The organism is Candidatus Poriferisodalis sp. (genome assembly GCF_965215815.1).
In the GTDB taxonomy this organism is placed as follows: domain Bacteria; phylum Actinomycetota; class Acidimicrobiia; order Acidimicrobiales; family Poriferisodalaceae; genus Poriferisodalis.
The window spans coordinates 1,581,643-1,602,969 of the sequence record NZ_CBDCEO010000013.1 but is presented as its reverse complement, the minus strand read 5'-3'; the positions used below and the strand labels follow the sequence as shown (position 1 = coordinate 1,602,969).

Sequence of the window (21,327 nt, the reverse complement as noted above, 5' to 3'; positions counted from 1 at the left end):
TCCTAAGGCGAGCGCAACTGCCAACACAGCCGCCGCGAGATAGAGGCAGGAGCCCCACAGCCTCACGCGAGATGCTTGCCGCCCGTATCGCGCAGCCTTCATGTTGTCGCGGGAAGCCTCCCTCCCGTCTCGGGCGGACTCCCGGTTCTCTCGGGCGGACTCCAAGTTGATCTTGGCAATTTCCAGCAGCAGGCTTTCGTGCTCCGCATCTTGCGGCTGTTGTGAACGAGGCGGAACTGTCCGACTACCGGTCGCGTCGCTTCCGGTGTGATGGTGTCGAACTGGCCGGTGTCTCCGGCAGTGCCTCGGGTTGTTGCTTTCTTCATTTGAGATGGAATTCATTACGAGCTTTACGGTGGCACTTTGTCGGCTCGCGTCGACAAGCCTCACGAAACCGCTTCGCGTCGAATCCTCACTTGCGGGTCTGCGCACACAGATGCGCGACATGGGGTGCCGCGGAGGCCGATATCGCCTTGGTCAGCAGATGCGCCAGACACTCAATGCACGGCGGGCTCGATCGTCCGCAGGGTCGCCTCGTGTCAGGCGTTCGCCCACTGTTCCATCAGTTGCCCATGACCCGGCAGCGGCCATCCGGGCGGCAGCCGATCATCGCTGCGCTACGATCCGCGGCAGCCGAGTGTGCCTCCGGCGGCGATGCGTACAGCGCGGCAGTGGGGAAGGCACACGCAGCGAGTTCCGTCAACGTCCAACGTTGACGCATCCCAGCACATGGCTGCCAGTCTCGGAATCTGGTGTTCTGCACGGACTCGGGCAGCGGCCATGTCATCACGATGCCTCCATGTCCTCGCTGGTGGGCACTCACCCCGGTGGCCGGTCAGTTGGTTAAGGTGGGCTGGTTGCCCGTGGCGTGCTCGGAGCCGGTTCAGCGCCCCGTGGAACCCCGACGTCTTGTCAATGAGCCCAGCTGCAGTCGGTGGCCGTTGTGGCCTCTAGTGACGGTGTTCGGTTCCCCATAGTTGGATGCTGAGTCCGTGTTCGATGCGGGCGAGGGTGGTCATGTCGCTCCATGTTCGTCCGTGGAGGATGTTGTGCAGGGTGGCGGGGGATGTGCCGGTGGGTTGTGCGGCGTCGCGCAGGCTGAGTTCGTGTTCTGTCAAGTGTGTGTTGAGTCGTTGAGCGATCGCTTTGGCGAGGCGTGCTTCGGGTGGCGCGTCGTGGGCGAGTTTCCCGTTGGGCCAAGTTTGTTCGGGTGCGAGGTAGTCGCTCGGATGCGGTTTGAGGCCGCCGGATCGGGGCATCGGCCCGAACGCTAGTTGTTGATGCACGCACGGCTGAAGGTGCGGTGGTGCCGCCGCAGATTCGTGTCACAGCCCCTGCATAACGTTCAATGCAATGAACACTATGCAGGGGGAAGGGCACCCTTCGGAACCGCCCATCGCCGCAACGGCACCCGCTCGATGCGAACACGGCGGCCCGGTCGCGGGAAACGCCGACATGCGCGCACGACCGCGTTACGCGGGGCTCTTCGCATCGCTGCTTGATGGGTCGGACTGCCGGAAACCCCCGTGTTTGCTGGACTTTTGGGTTTCTGGCCCCAGGTCGAGGGTTGGCAGTCCGCCACTTGACGCCGCTTTGCCGCGATCGTGGTGTACGGCATCGAAGAGTTCACGGGCCGGAACGCCCGCCCGCCCTACAAGACGACAGTGCGTTCCGGCCCGTATGTACCCGAAGGGTCCACAATGCAACGTAGCAGCAGTCAGGTCCGTCCGCTGGTCCCTGTTCGGGCGTGCGGGTTCCTCAGCGATCAGCCTCGCTTGTTCGCTGTGGGGGGCTGTGGGGGGCTGCCGCGGCTGCCGATCGTGCTTCGGGCGGCGGAGCTGGTGATGGTCGGCGTGCAGCAGATCGCGGCGTGGGTGCCGGTGCTGCTGGAAGCGCTGGCGGTCCGTTACAGGGCCAATTCGGCTACCGCTGGCAGTGTCGCTGCGAAGTCGCGGAAGCTGCTGCGCTATTTGATCTCCGCGGGGGACGGCACATGGGGCTCGGTGACCCCAGAGATGTTGCTGAGCTGGTGCTGGGCGGCAAGTCCGGACCAGTCGGGGCGGTACCGGGACGTGTCAGCGGGCACGGCGCGGATGCGCGCATGGGTTGCGGGTGCGCTGCTGGACGCGGCAGAGAGCCTCGGCGCGGGCATCGACGCCAATCGGCTGCGTCCGAGGCCGATCAGCCAGCAGCCGAGCGCGGCCGCGATGCGTCCGCTGACCGAGGCCGAGGCTCGCTTGGTGCGGGCCAACTCCCGCAGCGGGATCATCGCCACGACACTGCCGGTCCTGGTGGGGCTCGCGTTCGCGGGAGCGTCGGCATCCGAGATCGCTCGGGTCGCTGCCGCGCACATCGACGCGGACCGCGGATTCGTGCGTCTCAGCGGCGACCGTGCGCGCGTCAACCCGATCGACGAGTGGGCGCGGACCGAGATCGCGTTCCATTTGCGGAACTGCACTGACCTTGACCCGCACGCGCTGCTGTGCATCAGCGCCGGCCTGACTCTCGACCGGGCGACCCACTCCGTGACTGTGCGGCTGCGCCGGGTCCTGGTCGATGCGGGGATCTCGCACCGGCGCGGCGTCACAGCGCGCTCGATCCGCTACACGACCGCGCATCGCATCTGCCACGCCCACGGCCTCGTCGCCGCCGCGCGGTTCCTGGGCGCCAGATCGCTCGACGACACCGCAGCCGTGTTCGCGCGCGCTCTGCCAGAGGATCCCTGCCATGGCTGATGAGCCCTCTGAGGATCAGCCTCGGGCCTACCAGCCGCTGTTCGCCGACGGGGAACCGATCCGCGTCGCGGACCTCGCCAAGGCAACCGCCAACAGCCGGCCCGACGACGACGAGGCGTCCGCCGCCGAGAGCAACGGCAAACGCCTCAAAGAAAAGAAGGGTGCTGCGTTTCCGCTCACCCCCGATCAGTGGCTGCACTCCGTCGCGGCGATGAGCGGCACCCGACAGGTCGCCAAGCGGTTCGATGAACTGATCGACGACGCACGGCAAGGCCAGAACCGCGGACGCAAACGCGACTACGACGCATACGACGCGCTGATCTTCCTGTGCGGCACATTCCTGTACGGCGGCGCCAGCGGTGTCCACAACAAGAACTTCCCGCACCGCGCCGGAGGTCCCGCGCAGCGACTGGTCGACCAGCTCAACCTGCAACTCGAACACGACCGGCCCGACGACCCCGCCTGGCGGCTCAACCCCAAAGGCTTCAACCGAAGCCAGCACCGGCGGGTGCGGGAGGACTTCCTCGACGACGACGTCGTCGACGAACTCGAACGCTTAACCCGCCAGATCTGCGTCGAAGCAGCGCTCAGGATGGGCCAGTTCCGGCCCAGGGCGGGCACCTACACCCAGCCCGACACCACACAGACGGTCGCCGCCGCCGGCACCGTCGTGGGCGGCCTGTACAACAACGGCGACCCCGACAAGATCAACCATGGCACAGGCAAGCCCAAACGGCACGACCCCGAAGCGTTCACGCCTCGCAGCGCAACCGGCAAGAAGCCCAAACCACCGAACTACGAATGGGTGCTGGTCATCACCCGCACGCCCCATCCCAAAGAACGCATCATCCTCGCCGTCAACATCAAAGGCGAGGCGCAGAGATCCAACAGCGACGCGACGCTCGCCGTCGACTCGCTCCTGCAGCTCATCGAAGAACACCCCCGCATCATCAAAGGCCTCTACGCCTTCGGATACGACGGAGCGCTCTCAGCCGAGGACCGCGACCGGCTCCTCAAAGCCGGCGTCCAGCCGGTCTCCAAGCTGCGCCGCATCAGCGAGACCGTCCCCTTCATCCACAACTTCGGCCCCCACCGATTCGTCCACCCAAACGAAACCGTCGCGCACACCGCCGAGGTCATCACCATCGACGGCAACGCGACCGTCGTCATGACCGACGGCGACGGGCACGACTGCTACGTGCCGCTCACCTGCACCAACCGCCGCCGAACCAAGCAACGCACCGGCGGCTACGCCGTGAACAACACCTACGCACTGCCCCAAAACCCCATCGTCCCCCGGCACCTACAAGGCGCGACCATCACGATGCGTATGGACACCCCCGCAGAACAACTCCGAGAACACGACCCCGACGGCAACAAGAAACACAAGAAGAACCCCACGCTGCACCCCCAAACGCTCTCAGCATTCCCCGAAGCCGACCCCCACCACCAGAATCTCTACGGCGTCCGCCAAGACTGCGAATCCGCCAACCGGCAATTCAAAGCACTGCTGCGAGACAAGCGCAGCATCACCACTACGCGCAACAACAACCGATACCAAGCCATCGGCTACCAACTGCTCATAGTCACCAGCGCCCTGCTCGCGCACGCGGAACGCACCGGCAGCCAGTACACCGACATCTTCGGACAACGCCTCGTACCCCCACCCGAACCCACGTCACTGCCCACACAGCTCGCAGCCTGAACCACCACCCGGCGCCACCAACACGAACACGCTGACGCCACCCTCACCGCCAAGAACTGCGCCACGCGAGCCGAGCAACCCAACTCAGCCAACGTACCCGGACTCCCGCGCCCCGAACGGTGCCCGCGGTCCGACGAATTCCGCGCAGTATTCCGCGCAGTATTTCGCCCTACAATTCGCGCTCGTCCCGCCTGTGAGTGTGAGCGGAGAAAAACATCCATTTCTCCTGCAACGCGGCCGCTGCTTGCAACTGCTCGCCCAAGAGCACTGTCGAAGCCGCTCCATGGATCGCTTCATGGACGAATGGGCAGCACAGTGCGGTGCGTCATAGGCACTGAGGCTCATGCAACAAGCTCGCCGGGCGTCCGCAACATGCTCGAATGCGTCTTGGTGCCGATTCGGCGGGCCGCTGCCCATAATCTCTCCGCCTGGCAGTTTCACCCGCCTGATGTCACACCCCACCGGGATGATGGTGGGAAACCAATTCGCTGATGTCACCGATCAAAGGACACCCAGCATGACCATCACGACTCGATCTCGCCGACAAAGCCGAGCGGTGTTTGCGCTGCTCGCTGCAGCGCTGCTCGCTGCAGCGTGCTCCGACGATCCCGACACGTCGCAGCCGCCACCGGGCACCGAGGCACCCGAGCCGGCATTTGTGACTGTCGAGCCTGCCGACACGACGTCGGCGACCGAGCCTGCTGTCGTCGAGTCGACTGTGCCCGACGCGACGTCGGCGACCGAGCCTGCTGTCGTCGAGACGACTGTGCCCGACGCGACCGAAGCTCCTGAGCCGACCGCTGACACGGTGCCCGCGGACACGACCGAGGCCGACTCAGAAGAGCCGGTCACCGACGATCCTGATGGCGACGGCCCGGCCGGAGCGGACGAGCCGGACACGACCGAAGCTCAACCCGATGACGCTGATGACGAGGTTGGCGCGCAACCCGAAGACGAGACGTCCGCGTACAGCGTGTTCCCGGCCCGCGCCTACTTCGACCATGCCGCGATCCGGGCGCTGTTCCCGAACTGTCCGCCGCCGCCCGGAGGCTCGCTCGCTGGGTGGATCGACGACCTGTTCGACCACTGGGGCGGTGTGTACGCCGGATGGGACACCGACTCGGAACGTCTCAGCGGACTCCAGATCGCCTCGGGCTGGTGGACCGACGAACAACTCGCCGATTGGTACCCCGGCGGCGGCATCACCGCCACGTCAGCACGACGCGACGGCACCTACGACCGAGAACTCGACACCGTGAAGCTGTGGCCCGTCGGACCCGCGCCGGCGAAGGGGCCGGTTGCGCACGCCCACTACCCGTACCGCTGGCCCGATGGCACCTACACATTCCGCGACCTCTACCTGCGCGCCGAGTCGCGTGGCTACAGCGCCGACGGCGCACCCGCGGGCCAAGGAGTAACGCTGACTCACATTCGCGATGACGGGATGCCCGGCAATGCCCCGAACCCACCCGATGTGGACGTCGCAAACTTGCTGATCGAATGGATGCTGTACCGCTACACGCAGCCGCCGACGACCGGCGAGCCTGCGGCGTACGCGATGCGCACGCTGCTGGAAGCACACAACCCGAACTGTGTGGCGGCTCAGATGCGCTCAATCTGCGATTTCGACGGCAAGATCAATGAGCCGCTGCTGCACCGCGAGGATCGTTTCGGTCGGGTGCTGTGGTCGCTGGTGTGCCCCCAGGCGTGACCCGTCGGGCTGAGCGCTGCGGCCCATTGTGTGTGCCTGAGCGTGATCGGGAATCGCTGTAGCCTGTTGCCCTAAGTCGGCAGGAGTGCCCATGCATCAAGCAGAAGAACGGTCTGAGAGCATCGACCGTGTGCTCGCTCAGTCACTGCCGAAGCCGGGCCTTGCTGAAACGCTGCGCTATTGGCGGCTCTCTCAGCCGCTCACTGCGACTCCCGCGCCGCAAGCTGACAGCGAACTGCGCACCGTTTCGAGTTGACGCATGCCCAACAGGGCGCAGATCCAGCATGAGTTGAGTGCGAGCGCTCAGCAGAACAACGGTGTCCCAGACCACGACTCTGTGCGGCGTCGCCACATGGCACGCGTTCATCTACTGACCGGCCGGCCGGTCATCCTCTACTACAGCAACTGGACGGGTTCGGGCCAGATTTCAGACAAAGCCCCGATCCGCCTTGATGACATCCATGGGTTCATGGGTGCTGTGCAGGATCTCGACGGCAGCGACCTCGACCTGATCCTGCACACCCCCGGTGGCGACCCCAACACCGTTGAGACGATCGTCAACTACCTCCGTCACAAGTTCGACGGCGAATTGCGTGCGTTTGTCCCGCTTGCAGCTATGTCGGCAGGCACCATGCTCGCATTGGCCTGCGATCAAATCTTCATGGCGGCACATTCGCGTCTTGGTCCTATCGACCCGCAGGTACTCCAACCGCTCGGCAACCAACTCGCGAGAGCCCCAGCTAGCGCAGCCTTGCGTCAATTTGAGCGGGCACGTGAGGACATCATCAAGAACCCTGGGGCTGCCTCGGCTTGGGAGCCGATCCTCGACAAGTACGGAACTTTCTTGTTGGATCAGTCACGAGCAGCCCAAGCCCTCTCACAAGAATTGGTCGAACTATGGCTCATAAAGTGGATGCTCAACGGCCACTTATCTCAGACGGGCACGCATGGCCCTCGGAACTTGCGCGACAGACTGTCGAGTCGTCAGAAGAACTGGACTGCTCGTCGCAAAGCGTCGGAGATTGCAGCGTGGTTCGCCAGCTACGACAAGCACCACTCACACGGAAGGGGAATCGGTCGCGACCTCGCACGCGCCCAGGGTGTCGTCATCAGCGACCTTGAGAAGTCCCAAGCCATCCAAGACGCAGTACTCAGCGTGCACCACACACTGATGCTCACATTCGAAGTATCCCAAGTGGTCAAGGTCATCGAAAATCACCTCGGCGACTCCTACTTCGCGTAGACGCCCGTTGGTCTCAGGGCCGCCCTAGGCCAATAGCTGAAGTCGAATGCCTGATCGTTCAGCTCCCGCACGCGGGTGCGGAAGATTCGACGACTAAGCGCCAACCGGCTCAGCGGGGATGCCGACTCGTTCCTCGATGCGGGCCACCCGCTCGCGCACCCCTGCGACATCGCTGGTGAGCGTGTCGAGCTTGCCGTTCACCTGAGTGAAGTGCTGAGCCGTCTCGGCACGCCATTCTGCTACCGCACCTGCGAGCGCATCAACCTTCTTGTCGGTCGCTTCCATCTTGGTGCTCAAGGTCGTGAGTTTGGCATCCACAGCAGTTCGCTTGTGTCTGCCGCATCGATCCTGGCCGCGATAGCCGTGAGCTTGGCATCTAGCAGTTCGCTTGTGGATACGTTCGACCACCGCATCAACGACCAAAACGCGGCGACGATCAGTCCGACTGTGGTCACGACGAGTGTGAGATACGGAAGGATGTCGCCCCACTCCATGACCTCAAGCTAACAGCCGCCACCTGGCCGGCCAGCAGCAGGCCATTGGGGTGCAGCGAACGGGCCGATGCCCATGCTCTTCGGGTGTCCGGCATTGCCTGACCCTGGAGGCTCATCATGCACGCCGATTCGCTGACCGTTGCCAACCCACGCCGCTGGCGCTACGTCGGTGTTGCGCTGTTCGCTGCACTCGTCGTCACGGCGATTGCGTCTCTCACAACTACCCGAGACGCGTCCGCCAGCCATGAGACGTGCACGTTCAATGACATCACGTTCACGACCACCTGCTTCCCTGGGCATCACCCGAAGCCGCCGCCGCCTCCGCCGCCTCCACCGGATCCGCCTGATCCACAGGACACGTCGGCTCTGACGGAGCAGGATCCGAACGCGGGGGAGGGAGAGGGCGGTTTCTCTGACCCCGGAGGCGCCACGGACACGGACCCGATCGACAGTTGCGGCTTGACATGCGAATGGCACGTATGGGTGCCGGACCCGCCTCCGGTGATCGGTGTGCAGGTAGTGCAGGTAGTGGCGCCCGTGCAGGTAGTGCAGGTAGTGCAGGCTGTGCAGGTAGTGCAGGTAGTGCAGGCTGTGCAGGTAGTGCAGGTAGTGGCGCCCGTGCAGGTAGTGCAGGTAGTGCAGGCTGTGCAGGTAGTGCAGGTAGTGGCGCCCGTGCAGGTAGTGCAGGTAGTGCAGAACGTGCCTGTGCAGGTAGTGCAGAACGTGCCTGTGCAGGGTGTCGTCAACCCACCGCCTGTGGCTCCTGCGGCTCCGTCGGCTCTTCCTGCGCCGACCCCGCTTCTGGCGTGCAACTCGACGGAGTTCACCGGCTCGTTCACCGGCTGGTTTGCGAATCCGCCGTCCGGATGGGGTCGGGCGGCTGAGTACGAGGTCGAATGGCGTCACGGCAGCGATCCTTGGGAATCAGAATCGGTTGCGTATTCCGGCAACCAGGTTCTGTTCGACGGTGACGACAACCCCGGCGACAGCGTCGACGTCCGTATCCGCGGCAGAGGACGTCAACGGCGATACCGATTGGGGCAATGGTCCGCATGGTCCGCGTGGGGCCAGTGGAGCAACTGGGCCGAGTTCAGCACTCCGACGTGCCCGCCGCCGCCGTTACCGGTGCCGACTGTGATGGCGTGCCGCTCGACGGCCGGCATCGAGGTCACATGGACAGTGCCTCCCGGCACCGGCGTCGGCACCGGCTGGGGGGTCGATGTGAACGAGTGGACCGGCATTATCGGGCCCTACACCTCCTACAGCATCACCAGTTCAAACGCGTTGCCATGGGCAGACCGAGCAGTGACGCTCCCTGTGCCTGCCGGGCAGGCATACATGCTCACTGTCGTGGCATACGACGCAGGCCCGCCGGCCCGCTGGGGTTCTTACTCCACCTTGTCCGATGACACCGCGGCCGATCAGCCCGAAGCAGGCTGCGGACTACCGCCGCTGCCTGCCGTGCCTGGGGGGCTGCCCGACCCGGCACCGGCCCTCGCATGCCTCGCAACGGAGTTCACAGGCCGCTTCACGAGCTGGGCTGACTCGGCGCCGGCGAACTGGGAACGCGAAGCCGAATACGAGGCCGAGTACCTGCACAGCGGCGGTTCGTGGCAGACAGCCACGGTGACGCGGCTGCAGAACGCTCAGGTGCTCATCACCGGGCCAGCTGATCCGGGCAACACCATTGATGTGCGCCTGCGTGGCCGCGGCCGTCAACGCGAGCGGGTCAACGGCACATGGTCGGCATGGACGCCATGGGGAACATGGAGCGGCTGGCACCCGCACACGACTCCGCCATGCCCGCCGTTGACGCCGCCGGTCGCTCCTGAACGGCCGACTGTGACCTGCACGGGCAACTCAAATGGACCGTCGGACGCGACGATCGCATGGACCCCTGTCGGCACCGACACTGCGCTTGTCGAGCACCGATACGAGGCGAGTTGGTACTTCAACCTGCAGGACGTCAATGCCAGCGTGCGGCAGACCGTCATCGTCGGCCCGCATGCAACGCTGTCCACGACGATCACCGTCGACACCGACGACGTCGCAGACCCCAGCGAATTCGACGAACCGTTCGACCTGCTCTCGATTCGGGTGCGCGTATCAACACGAATCCGTGCCTCGATCAACGATCCGTGGTCGCCGTGGAGCAACTGGTCGGACCCGTCCGGACCGCCCGACATGGTCCCAGGCCAGGTGCGCTGCGTGGTGATCGTCGCCAGCTGAGCAAGACCGCGGACACAAACGTGGCCACGACGCATACGACGCGCTGATCTTCCTGTATGGGACATCCCTGTACGGCGGCGCCAGCGTGATCCACAACAAGAACCTCCCCCACCCCGCCGGAGATCCCGCGAGCGACTGGTCGACCAGCTCAACCTGCAACTCGAACACGACCGGCCCGACGACCCCGCCTGGCGGCTCAACCCCAAAGGCTTCAACCGAAGCCAGCACCGGCGGGTGCGAGAGGACTTCCTCGACGTCGACGAACTCGAACGCGCCACCCGCCAGATCTGCGTCCAAGCAGCGCTCACGATGGGCCAGTTCCGGCCCAGGGCAGGCACCTACACCCAGCCCGACACCACACAGACGGTCGCCGCCGCCGGCACCGTCGTGGGCGGCCTGTACAACAACGGCGACCCCGACAAGATCAACCATGGCACAGGCAAGCCCAAACGGCACGACCCCGAAGCGTTCACGCCTCGCAGCGCAACCGGCAAGAAGCCCAAACCACCGAACTACGAATGGGTGCTGGTCATCACCCGCACGCCCCATCCCAAAGAACGCATCATCCTCGCCGTCAACATCAAAGGCGAGGCGCAGAGATCCAACAGCGACGCGACGCTCGCCGTCGACTCGCTCCTGCAGCTCATCGAAGAACACCCCCGCATCATCAAAGGCCTCTACGCCTTCGGATACGACGGAGCGCTCTCAGCCGAGGACCGCGACCGGCTCCTCAAAGCCGGCGTCCAGCCGGTCTCCAAGCTGCGCCGCATCAGCGAGACCGTCCCCTTCATCCACAACTTCGGCCCCCACCGATTCGTCCACCCAAACGAAACCGTCGCGCACACCGCCGAGGTCATCACCATCGACGGCAACGCGACCGTCGTCATGACCGACGGCGACGGGCACGACTGCTACGTGCCGCTCACCTGCACCAACCGCCGCCGAACCAAGCAACGCACCGGCGGCTACGCCGTGAACAACACCTACGCACTGCCCCAAAACCCCATCGTCCCCCGGCACCTACAAGGCGCGACCATCACGATGCGTATGGACACCCCCGCAGAACAACTCCGAGAACACGACCCCGACGGCAACAAGAAACACAAGAAGAACCCCACGCTGCACCCCCAAACGCTCTCAGCATTCCCCGAAGCCGACCCCCACCACCAGAATCTCTACGGCGTCCGCCAAGACTGCGAATCCGCCAACCGGCAATTCAAAGCACTGCTGCGAGACAAGCGCAGCATCACCACTACGCGCAACAACAACCGATACCAAGCCATCGGCTACCAACTGCTCATAGTCACCAGCGCCCTGCTCGCGCACGCGGAACGCACCGGCAGCCAGTACACCGACATCTTCGGACAACGCCTCGTACCCCCACCCGAACCCACGTCACTGCCCACACAGCTCGCAGCCTGAACCACCACCCGGCGCCACCAACACGAACACGCTGACGCCACCCTCACCGCCAAGAACTGCGCCACGCGAGCCGAGCAACCCAACTCAGCCAACGTACCCGGACTCCCGCGCCCCGAACGGTGCCCGCGGTCCGACGAATTCCGCGCAGTATTCCGCGCAGTATTTCGCCCTACAATTCGCGCTCGTCCCGCCCTCGTAGCTCAGGGGATAGAGCGTCGGTTTCCTAAACCGTGCGTCGCAGGTTCGAATCCTGTCGAGGGCGCTGTCTGAAACTGATGGAGTTTCTTGAGAGTCAGGGTTTCTCGCGAGAGGAAATCCTGATGGACGATCGAGAGCAGCTACGCAAGATCCGGCATCGCCTTGCGGCACTGCACCACGCCGAAGAGGTTTCGGGCAATGTCGCGGCGACGTGCCGCTGCTACGGCATCAGCCCACCCACGGCACCTGGACCCAAATCAAGGACCCCTGTCAGAGCTGCCGGACCCCAAGCGCTGGCACAAACGTGTCGATCTGACGAATGAAATCCTCGAATACCTCGAAATAGGGCACAACCGACAGCCGCGGCACACCTCGCTTGGCATGGTGACGCCCATCGAGATCGAGACCCGACACCAACGACATCCGGCGGCGTGAATCCAACATCCCGCCTACGCGACACCCGCCGCATCAAGGGCTGGTCAGCTCGAGGAACAGCCGCTGTGGCGGTCTTCTTGGCAGCGCTGCTCGCGCTGTGGCTTGGCTTCCCCAGTCTGTCGAACGCACAATCCGCGGCGACGGTGTCGGTGGAACTGTCACCGGGCCGTGCCGTGCCAGCGAACACCGCCATCGACGTGACGGTGTCGGTCAGCAATCTTGAGGCCGACAGATCGGTCACGTTCCGGGCCGATGTGAAGCACTACGGCGCCGACAAGGACGAATGCGAGGGCAGCGGCATCGGCGCGGACACTCAGCACACGGCCCACAACGGCGGCTTCGTTGTCTCGGCCACAATCAGTGCGCAGTGCCCGGTGGGCGGACCCTATGTGCTCAAGATCAATCTGGTCCGGCCAGGCGCCACGCCGTCAGATCCCGAAGTTCAGCTTGCGTCCAGCAGTACCACGTTCGTGGTCTCGAGGTACCTGGTTGCGGGGGTGACGCCAGGCCCGCCGCCCCAGCCCAAGCCCGACGCATGGTTCGATCCCGATCCGCGCTCGTTGGACATGCGCGTGCACGGCGAGTGGCAGCGGATACTCGTTCGCAGCGATGTTCTGCTGTCGATGTTCGGGCATGCCTACGTCTATGTCAACGCCGCCCAGCCGGGCCAGTTCGCATCGCACGCGCAGCCCTACAGCGCCACCGAGCCGCCGTCGGTCGATCCTGCCCAGGCGTGCACGGCGCAACAAGACGACACCTCCGGATGGCGTCGCGCGATCGACCAGTCGCTGTGGATCGTGGCCTGCAAACCGGGAAGCGCCGTATTCATCTTGACAGACGAGTTCGAGCCCGGGGCGCTGTACCGCTACGAGTTCACCGTCGCTGAGGCGGATGACACGCACGCCGACGAGGACGGCGATGATGACGACGACGACGGCGGCAGCGGTGGCGACGACGGCGGCAACGGCGACGAGACCAACACGGTCGCGGTCGACCCGGCGGCGTCCGAGTGGGGTGTGCTGCCGGACAACAAGTTGCTTGCCTCAGACAACTCGGCGGCCCGGGCAATCTGGTCTGACGGGGTGACGATGTGGGTCACCAACCTGGGCGGCTACGTGTACGCCTACAGCCTGGCCGACATGACCCGCGACGCCTCCAAGGACATCAGCGCGCTGGGCTCGGCGGGCAATCACCACGCGAACGGCGTGTGGTCCGACGGCACGGTCATGTGGGTGAGCGACGACAACGACGCCAAGATCTACGCCTATGACCTGCACACGGGCGCCCGTGTGACGGACCGCGACATCGACTCACTGGACAGTGCGCACAACAACCACCCCAAGGGCCTGTGGTCCGACGGGGTGACGATGTGGGTGGCCGACCACAGCGACGACACGATCTACGCGTACGACCTGCACACCAGCGCTCGCAGGTCCGGCCAGGACATCACCGGGCTGGGCTCGGCGGGCAACGGCCGGGCTGCTGCTCTGTGGTCCGACGGCATGGTCATGTGGGTGAGCGACGACCACGACGCCAAGATCTACGCCTACGACCTGCACACGGGCGCCCGCAAGGCCGACCTGGACCTCGACGGGTTGCTCGCAGCGGGCAATGACAGTCCCAAGGGCATCTGGTCCAACGGCAGCATTATGTGGGTGGCCGACAACTCAGATGGCCGCATCTACGCCTACGACATGCCAGAGCTGAGTGCGGAGCCCGTCGCGTCAACGGTTCCGCCGTCGCACGATGGCAGCGACGACGGCAGCGGCGGCGATGACGGCGATGACAGCAACGACGACCCGACGCTGACTGCGGAGTTCGTCGCGTCGACGTTTCCGCACACGCACGATGGCAGCCGCGAGTTCACCGTGCGTGCGCAGTTCAGCGAGCCGATCGCTGTCAGCTACCGCACGCTGCGTGACGACTTGCTGGAAGTGACCAACGGCAGTGCCCTCAAGTTCAAGCGCGTCGATGGGCGCAATGACCTGTGGGAGATCCACGTCAAGCCGAGCGGCACTGGCGATGTCACGCTGTTGCTGCGGGCTGCAACCGAGTGCGCCACGTCGAGCGACGGGCAAGCACGCTCCCAGACTCAGGTGTGCACCGCAGCGGGAATGGCGCTCTCGCACGATCTCACCCTGACAGTGCCACAGCAGGTCCCGTCGTAGCGGGCGGATCGTCCCCGCGGTCTGCTTGGGCCCTCTAGGCCGGCATCACCAGCCTGGTCACCCACGTCCGCGACAGCCCGTACTGGGCGGCCACATCAGCAAGCGCCGGGCAGATGCAGCAATATGGCTCGGCGATAGGGCTCGTCGAAACGACTCGTCGACACAGCTCGCTGGAGAACAGGAGTGCCTTATGCACGTCAGCGCGACATTGCCCCAGCACAACCTGCGAGATGTGCCAGACGAGGTGCGGCGGATCGAGGCCGACGGTTACGACTGCGTTGTCACCATGGAGAATCGGCATGAGCCGTTCATCCCGCTTGGCATCGCTGCGGTGCACAGCGAGCGGGTGCGGCTGTCGACCAGCGTGGCCATCAGCTTTCCTCGCAGCCCGATGGTGACGGCGTCGACTGCGTGGGATCTGCAGGCTGCCTCGAACGGACGGTTCGTGCTCGGCATCGGCAGCCAGGTCAAGGGGCACAACGAGCGGCGGTTCAGCGTGCCGTGGTCGGCGCCGGCTCCACGGATGGCCGAGTACGTGCAGGCGCTGCGAGCCATCTGGCACACGTGGGCCACGGGCGAACGGCTCAGCTACGAGGGCGAGCACTACCGCTTCTCGCTCATGACGCCGAACTTCACGCCCGAACCGCTCGACGGTCCACCACCGCCGATCATGATCGCTGCGGTCGGTCCAGCCATGCTGCGGGTGGCCGGGCAGCACTGTGACGGGGTCCGCCTTCACGGTTTCTGCACGCCCGACTACTTGCGAGAACACGTCATGCCGCAGCTGCAGACCGGACTCGACCGGGCCGGGCACAACCGCAGCGACTTCTGGGTGACCGGCGGCGGATTCATCTGCACCGGGCCCGACGACGAGACCGTGGACCGGATGGTCGAGTGGGTTCGCTACCGGATCGGTTTCTACGGCAGCACCCGGGCGTACTGGCCGGTGCTCGAACAGCACGATCTGGGCGAACTCGGCGAGAAGCTCAACCATCTCTCACGCAACGACGGCTGGGGCAAAATGGCCGGCTGCATCGACGACGACGTCGTTCGGCTGTTCGCCGCCGTCGGACGACACGACGAGATCGCCAGCGCCATCGCGGACCACTTCGACGGGCTCGTCGACGAGGTCAACGCCAACGTCGCCGCCGACATCGGCGCCGATCTGCCGCCCGACGTGATCCAAGACATCCAGGCCGTCCCGACCGCTGGCAACTCAGCCTGAGCACGAGCGTCATCGCGTCCGCTCGAACAACTAACCCATCGGCTCCAATTCGGCCGTACCGAAGACGACGCTGAAGCGGACACACCAGATCGCCACCGTGCGGTAACGGTCGAGGTCCACACCGGCGGGGATCTCGTAGTTCTGCGCCCCGATGTTGCCCTTGAGATCGCCCAAGTCGACGAAATCGGCTGCGAGATCGCCGACCGAGGCGTCGGGGCCTGCCGCCGTCAGGTACACGTTGAGATCGGGACCGTTGTCGGTGGCGAAGTCGTCGTCGAACCGCAGGAACGTCTGGGTGCCGTCAGTGATCACCACGGCAACGCCGGAGGCGGGATGCGACCGGGCCCCGAACGTGCCCACTGAGGTCACCCGCACGCCGCCGTCATCGGCCATGTCGACCGCCTCGGGTTCATCAAGCATGTGCTCGGCTACTGACATCGAGTGCTCGGTGATCTGCTTCTCGGCTTCGGCAGCCTGCTCGACTTCAGTCGGGGTCATCAGCCGCTCACGCTCGGCCTGCAACTCCGCAAGCTCGGCCTGCAGCGCATCCACCTGCTGGTACATGGCCTCCATGGCCTCTTCGGTGTCCTGTGCCATCGCGGCATCACGCACGCTGACGATCTCTGATTCCAGCTCGGCGATCTGCTGGTCGACCGCGGCGCGCTCGTCGTCAGCGGCCGCTGCGTCAGTGTCGTCGCCCCGCGCCTCGCTGATCAACTCGTCGATGTCGGCATCACCGCCGACGAACTCGGGGGCCTCCTCGTCCACCACCTCGTCTACGAAGATCAGGTGGAAGCCAAACACGAAGAAGGCCAGGAAGAAGGCCAGCGCGGCTAACACCGCAGTGCCGGCAGCAGCAGCCCAGCAGCCGCCTGTGGTCCGGGGAATCAACCTGTTCAGCAATTGCCTCATCGCTCGGTCGCTCTCCTGTTAGTCATGCCTTCAACCGTAGGAGCCAAGTGCACTGGTGCATGGTCACCAGCCGCACAGGGTCAGGAACGGCGACGCGAGAGGTTCAGGAGCACTCCAGCCAGGACGAACACGCTGCCGGCCATATACGGGATCGACACGAAGCCGAACTCCCATGCGTACCGAACTGTGCACGGGCTGGTGAGGCTGCACGTCGTGGCGCCCTCGAGGCCTGGGAAATGCTGCAGCAAGTAATGCCAGGTCGACATCGCGGCGCCGGCAACGCACATCGGCAGCCCGTGGCGGTACACCCCCCGGTCGCGGACGAGCAGGCCGATCACCAGCACGAGCGCCAGCGGGTACATGGCGATGCGCTGGAACCAGCACCAGCGGCACGGCTCGAGGTGCGTAATCTCCGACAGGTACAACGAGCCGAGCATGGCGCCCACCGCCAGCGCCGCGGCCATTCCCGTGACGGCACGAGCACTCAGTTGCCGTCCACGTGCGCGGCGGAACAACACCACAGCGGTCGCCGCATTGCAGGCAAGCGCTACCACCGCGAACAGCCGGAGCATCTGGTCCAACGACACAGGTAATCAGCGTGTCATACGCGATTGCACGGCACCATTCGCAATATGTGATCGTTAGCTGCGCGAGCGATCAGGTCGTCCGATGGGAACCCACAGCGACACGAACGCCACAATTGCGAAGACCAGGAAGAACGCCAGCACATGCTGGTAGTAAACGAGCGCTCCGTCGCCGGATTCGTCCTTCAGCAGCGCGAACAGGCCAGCAATGCCAATCGCAGAAGCCGCATACCGCAGCGTGTTGAATAGTCCGCTGACCTCGCCGAAGTACGACTCGTCCACCCAGGCCAGCGCCACGCTGTTGAGCAGCGGCACACACATGCCCCAGCCCAACCCAAATAGGGCGATCGTCGGCGCCATCTCGCGGAGATAATCCGCCTCGGTGCCCAGCCGCACCACCTGCCATCCGATGGCCAGGATCTGTATGGCCGCACCGGTGCGGCACAGGGTGATCGCGCTCCATCGTTCGCCCAGCCGGCTGAAGAACACGGTGGACGCGCCCGCCACGATGGGCCCGACCGTGACGCCGAGTCCGACTTGGTACTCGGAGTACCCCCAGAAGTTGAACATGAACAGCGGCCAGATCAGCCAGATCGCCTGCGACGAGACGCCCACCAGGAAGTTGGCCAACTGCGTCACCCACACGCCCCGTCGACGCAACAAGTGCAAGTTGAGCAACGGCTCGGGATGGCGCAGCGAGTTGTTGACGAACCAGGCGAACGCGCCCACACCCACGGCCGCCACGGCGAGCGTGACCGGTGACGTCCAGCCCCAAACCCGGCTGCCCTGCATGATTGCCGTGACCAACGCGGCGAGCCCCACCGTCCCTGCTGCCGCGCCGGTGACGTCGAGCCGGTGAGAAATCTCGGGAGTCGGGAGTTCGGTGAGGACCCGCCGCGCCACCACGAACATCAGCGCGGCCACGGGAGCACTCACGAAGTACAGGACCCGCCAGCCGGCTGCCCCCAACAGGACCGCGGCCACCCCAGGAGCGATGCCCGCAGCCAGCGGACCGGCAGCGGACCACAGACCGACAGCGGTGGTGCGTCGTGACGTAGGAAAGAGCGGCAGCACCAAGCTGAGGGAGGCCGGCAGGATCGCGGCGCCGCCGACGGCTTGCAGCACCCGAGCCAGATTGAGCGTCCACACGGTGGGCGCCAACGCCGAGGCGACCGCGGACAGTGCGAACAGCACCAGCCCGGCCTGGAAGATCAGCTTGCGCCCGACGCGGTCAGCCAGGCGGCCTGCCAGCGGCAAGAACGCGGCTGTGCCGACCATGAAGCCGGCGATGCCCCACCCCACATCCGCGGCGGTGGCACCGACGTAGCTCTCCTGGATTGCGTCCAAGGCGAGGTTCGTCGCCGTGCTGTTGAAGCCGACGAGCACCGTGCCCAGCGACGCCACGGTAAGCGCCCGCCACGCCCGACCCGATACCGCTTCGCGGGCTCGGGGACGACTCGGCGGACCCGCAGCAACAGCGGGCGCCATCCGGGGCGGCGCGACCGAGCCGTCGCGCTGATTGGGGTCGACGACATCAACCCCATCGCGGCGCTCGATAGCCGGCGCTGCCGCGGCGACGCGAGGCACCTGCGGCACCCGCGCCGGATCGACCCAACCGGGGTCGATCTCGTTTCGCATCCGCATAAGCGTACGGCGCAGCCCGCGCCGCCGACCGCAAGAATCGAACGGCGATTAGAGAAGCCGTTTTACGCCCGCTCCTCTGGCGGGCGCGTCAGCTACCGGCCGTGGAAGACCGGTTCGCGCTTATCCACGAAGGCCTTCGCCGCTTCCTTATGGTCGTCGGTCTGCCCGCAGTGGATGTGGTGGGCGGCCTCCATGTCTAGGCACTCGCCCATGTCGCCGTTGACGGCCCGATTCAGGTTCTCCTTCATGTACCGGAATGCCACGGTCGGCCCGTTGGCCAGCCGCCGCGCAATGGCTCCCACCTCGTCCATCAGGCTCTCGGCGGAGAACACGCCGTTCACCAAGCCCAGCGACACCGCCTGGTCCATGTCGACCCGGTCAGACAGGTAATACAGCTCGCGGGCCTTGGCCGAGCCGATGAGGCGCGACATGAACCACGTGCCGCCGTAGTCGCCGCTGAAGCCGACGCGGGCAAATGCCGTCGTGATCACGGCGTTGGGCGCCGCGTAGCGCAGATCGCACGCCAGTGCCATGGACAGGCCCGCGCCCGCGGCCGCACCGGGCAGCGCGGCGATCGTCGGCTTGGGCATCTCGTACAGCTTCCCGGAGGTGTCGCGCTGACTGCGCCGCTGCCCGTGCACCCGGGCGTCGTACTGCAATGGGCTGCCGCCGCCCTCGCCGCCAGCGGCGGCCATGCCCTTGACGTCGCCGCCGGCGCAGAAGGCCCCGCCGGCCCCGGTCAGCACCAGTGCGCCCACATCGGAGGCCACCTCGGCGTCGGCGATCGCAGCGACCAGTCCGTCCATCATCGGAGTGGACATCGCATTGCGGCGCTCGGGACGGTTCAGCGTGATGGTCATCACGCCATCGGTGATCTCGACGATGATGTCGTCGGTTCCGGTGTCGAAGACTCGATCTGTCATGACGCTCCCTTTGTCCCCCGCAGTATCGCGAACACCTGCGAGACGCGCTGAGCTAATCACCGGCCCAAGCCAGCGGCGCCACCTACTCCTCTGACTCGTCCTCTGACTCGAAAGAGCCCAGTTCCAGCTCGACCTTGCGAAGTCTTCCGTCCAGGCCGATCACGCCCATCTCGACCTGATCCCCCGGCAGCCGCGCCAAGATCTCCACCACCAGGTCGTTGCTCGTCCGGATCGTCTCGCCTTCGAATTCGACGATCACGTCGCCCCGCTCGATACCCGCCCGATCGGCAGCTTCGCCAGGGTCGACGCCGACGACTAGCGCCCCGTAGGTGACCTCGGGCGCGACCTCGATATCGGCGAGTTCGTCGTCGGGCTCAGGTCCAGGCTCCACCGTCTCGGGACCCAAATCGCCGATTCCGCCGTCGGGCTCCGGCTCCGAGTCGTCGGCATCGGGCGGGTCGTCCTGATTGATCCAGTCCTCGACCGAGACGATGCGCACGCCGAGGTACGCCTTGGCCTGCACTACACCCTCGAGCAGCAGGTCGATGATCGGTCGAGCATGATCGATCGAGATGGCGTATCCGATGCCCTCGGCGAGCCTCCCGGCAATCGCCGTATTGACCCCGATGACTTCTCCGGCGGCGTTGACGAGAGGTCCCCCGGAGTTGCCCAGATTGATCGCAGCGTCGGTCTGGATGAGACGCACCAACCGCTTCCCGTCCTCAAACACGATGTAGCGGTTGAGTCCCGACACGATTCCCGACGTGACGGTCGGCTCGCCGATGATGTCGAGGGCATTGCCGATGGCAATCACCTCGTCGCCGACTTCCACACCGTCAGTGGAACCGAGCCGCACCGTCGGCAGGCCGTCCCGTTCGATCTGAAGCACCGCGAGATCCCGCGTGGGATCAGTGGCCATGACCCGGGCAGGCACCAGCTCTCCTCCGAAGAGCCGCACGTCCACCGTGATCGCATCCTTGATCACATGCTCATTGGTGACGATGCGCCCCTGCGGCGTCACGATGAAGCCGGAACCTGCGGCTTCGCCCTCATCGGTCGCGACCTTCACGATGACCACCGACTCCTGGACTTCGGTGAGAACGGCCTTGATATTGATGCCTTCGATGCGGCTTCCCAACGGCGAGCCTGGCTCGATCTCCTCGCCGGTCAGCAGCCGCGCCCAGTACTCAGCGACGACAGTGGGTTCGAGCAGCGGGTAGGCGTCGTCCTCGTAGACAAGAGCGCTGTCGCTCACCGGCTCGTCATCGGCGGCGGCCGAGTCAGGACTGGTCGACTCGGGAGCCTCCTCAGGTGTGGTGCTGGTTGCCCCAGGCATCTCGGACGTGTCGTCGGCAGCCGGCGACGCCGAGCCAGTCTGCGTCTCGGCCGCCGCGACTGTGCCGGTCGGCCTGGCGACATCGGAGTCGTCGCCGCTGAGGGCCACCAGCAGGATCAGTCCCGCGATCAGCGCCCCCGCCAGCGCGCCCACCGCTCCGGCAATTCCGGCCAGCAGGCATCCCGACCGCGCCAGCGGCTCTCGCACCGACGTACCTCGCGACGACCCATCCTGCGTATCGGCCACCGGCTCAGCAGCGGGCGCCGGTTGAGCATCGGCCGCCGGCTCAGCTTCGGGTTGGGGATCCCGCGCCGGATCGTCGGGTTCGGGTCGGCTGTCGGGTCCCTGTTCCATCAGCGATCA

The 21,327-nt window shown here is 65.5% G+C and carries 17 protein-coding genes and 1 tRNA gene; 9 read left to right on the top strand and 9 right to left on the bottom strand.

The window, feature by feature from the left end; genetic code table 11:
• Window positions 1-950: 950 nt before the first annotated feature.
• Window positions 951-1,259 carry an XRE family transcriptional regulator gene (locus tag ACOOHB_RS17265; protein WP_420446038.1) on the bottom strand — a complete coding sequence of 103 codons (309 nt, stop codon included), beginning with the start codon at window positions 1,257-1,259 and terminating at the stop codon, window positions 951-953.
• 441 nt (window positions 1,260-1,700) lie between these two features.
• On the opposite strand from ACOOHB_RS17265, the gene ACOOHB_RS17260 reads away from it, so the two are divergent.
• The 4 genes from ACOOHB_RS17260 (at window position 1,701) to ACOOHB_RS17245 (ending at window position 7,394) form a co-directional block, all read left to right on the top strand.
• On the top strand, window positions 1,701-2,735 hold the full coding sequence (locus tag ACOOHB_RS17260) for a hypothetical protein (RefSeq protein ID WP_420446037.1): 1,035 nt from the start codon (window positions 1,701-1,703) through the stop codon (window positions 2,733-2,735).
• Window positions 2,728-4,440: a hypothetical protein gene (locus tag ACOOHB_RS17255; protein ID WP_420446036.1), complete on the top strand. Its 1,713-nt coding sequence runs from the start codon at window positions 2,728-2,730 to the stop codon at window positions 4,438-4,440. The genes ACOOHB_RS17260 and ACOOHB_RS17255 overlap by 8 nt, the downstream gene beginning before the upstream one ends.
• Window positions 4,441-4,957: 517 nt before the next feature.
• Window positions 4,958-6,151, top strand: coding sequence for a hypothetical protein (locus ACOOHB_RS17250; protein ID WP_420446035.1), 1,194 nt, complete (start codon window positions 4,958-4,960; stop codon window positions 6,149-6,151).
• Between the two features lie 259 nt (window positions 6,152-6,410).
• Window positions 6,411-7,394 (top strand): SDH family Clp fold serine proteinase, encoded by a 984-nt coding sequence (locus ACOOHB_RS17245; protein WP_420446034.1) that lies wholly within the window; start codon window positions 6,411-6,413, stop codon window positions 7,392-7,394.
• Window positions 7,395-7,487: 93 nt separating this feature from the next.
• Here ACOOHB_RS17245 and ACOOHB_RS17240 read toward each other — a convergent pair whose 3' ends face one another.
• Both ACOOHB_RS17240 and ACOOHB_RS17235 read right to left on the bottom strand, forming a co-directional pair.
• Window positions 7,488-7,691, bottom strand: coding sequence for a hypothetical protein (locus ACOOHB_RS17240; protein ID WP_420446033.1), 204 nt, complete (start codon window positions 7,689-7,691; stop codon window positions 7,488-7,490).
• On the bottom strand, window positions 7,688-7,888 hold the full coding sequence (locus tag ACOOHB_RS17235; RefSeq protein ID WP_420446032.1) for a hypothetical protein: 201 nt from the start codon (window positions 7,886-7,888) through the stop codon (window positions 7,688-7,690). Before ACOOHB_RS17235 ends, ACOOHB_RS17240 begins: the two co-directional genes overlap by 4 nt.
• Before the next feature lie 117 nt (window positions 7,889-8,005).
• Between ACOOHB_RS17235 and ACOOHB_RS17230 the strand changes: the two genes are divergently transcribed.
• From ACOOHB_RS17230 to ACOOHB_RS17220, 3 genes are all read left to right on the top strand, one after another.
• On the top strand, window positions 8,006-10,117 hold the full coding sequence (locus ACOOHB_RS17230) for a hypothetical protein (protein ID WP_420446031.1): 2,112 nt from the start codon (window positions 8,006-8,008) through the stop codon (window positions 10,115-10,117).
• Window positions 10,118-10,351: 234 nt separating this feature from the next.
• Window positions 10,352-11,539 (top strand): hypothetical protein, encoded by a 1,188-nt coding sequence (locus ACOOHB_RS17225; RefSeq protein WP_420446030.1) that lies wholly within the window; start codon window positions 10,352-10,354, stop codon window positions 11,537-11,539.
• Between the two features lie 189 nt (window positions 11,540-11,728).
• A tRNA-Arg gene (locus tag ACOOHB_RS17220) sits at window positions 11,729-11,801 on the top strand.
• Window positions 11,802-12,007: 206 nt separating this feature from the next.
• Here ACOOHB_RS17220 and ACOOHB_RS17215 read toward each other — a convergent pair.
• The gene (locus tag ACOOHB_RS17215) at window positions 12,008-12,181 is read right to left on the bottom strand and encodes a hypothetical protein (RefSeq protein ID WP_420446029.1); all 174 of its coding nucleotides are present in this window, start codon (window positions 12,179-12,181) and stop codon (window positions 12,008-12,010) included.
• Between ACOOHB_RS17215 and ACOOHB_RS17210 the strand changes: the two genes are divergently transcribed.
• Window positions 12,169-14,340 (top strand): YncE family protein, encoded by a 2,172-nt coding sequence (locus ACOOHB_RS17210; RefSeq protein ID WP_420446028.1) that lies wholly within the window; start codon window positions 12,169-12,171, stop codon window positions 14,338-14,340. The genes ACOOHB_RS17215 and ACOOHB_RS17210 overlap by 13 nt on opposite strands.
• 190 nt (window positions 14,341-14,530) lie before the next feature.
• Complete coding sequence (locus ACOOHB_RS17205) at window positions 14,531-15,565, top strand: TIGR03617 family F420-dependent LLM class oxidoreductase (protein WP_420446027.1); 1,035 nt, start codon at window positions 14,531-14,533, stop codon at window positions 15,563-15,565.
• Between the two features lie 30 nt (window positions 15,566-15,595).
• On the opposite strand, the gene ACOOHB_RS17200 is transcribed toward ACOOHB_RS17205, so the two are convergent.
• The 5 genes from ACOOHB_RS17200 to ACOOHB_RS17180 form a co-directional block, all read right to left on the bottom strand.
• Window positions 15,596-16,477, bottom strand: a complete 882-nt coding sequence (locus ACOOHB_RS17200; protein ID WP_420446026.1) for a DM13 domain-containing protein — start codon at window positions 16,475-16,477, stop codon at window positions 15,596-15,598.
• 80 nt (window positions 16,478-16,557) lie between these two features.
• Window positions 16,558-17,064: a disulfide bond formation protein B gene (locus ACOOHB_RS17195; protein ID WP_420446025.1), complete on the bottom strand. Its 507-nt coding sequence runs from the start codon at window positions 17,062-17,064 to the stop codon at window positions 16,558-16,560.
• 54 nt (window positions 17,065-17,118) lie between these two features.
• Window positions 17,119-18,699 carry an MFS transporter gene (locus tag ACOOHB_RS17190; protein ID WP_420446024.1) on the bottom strand — a complete coding sequence of 527 codons (1,581 nt, stop codon included), beginning with the start codon at window positions 18,697-18,699 and terminating at the stop codon, window positions 17,119-17,121.
• A gap of 98 nt (window positions 18,700-18,797) precedes the next feature.
• A complete protein-coding gene (locus ACOOHB_RS17185; protein ID WP_420446023.1) occupies window positions 18,798-19,628 on the bottom strand; it encodes an enoyl-CoA hydratase-related protein in 831 nt (276 codons plus the stop codon).
• Window positions 19,629-19,710: 82 nt separating this feature from the next.
• Complete coding sequence (locus tag ACOOHB_RS17180; RefSeq protein ID WP_420446022.1) at window positions 19,711-21,318, bottom strand: S1C family serine protease; 1,608 nt, start codon at window positions 21,316-21,318, stop codon at window positions 19,711-19,713.
• Window positions 21,319-21,327: the final 9 nt, after the last annotated feature.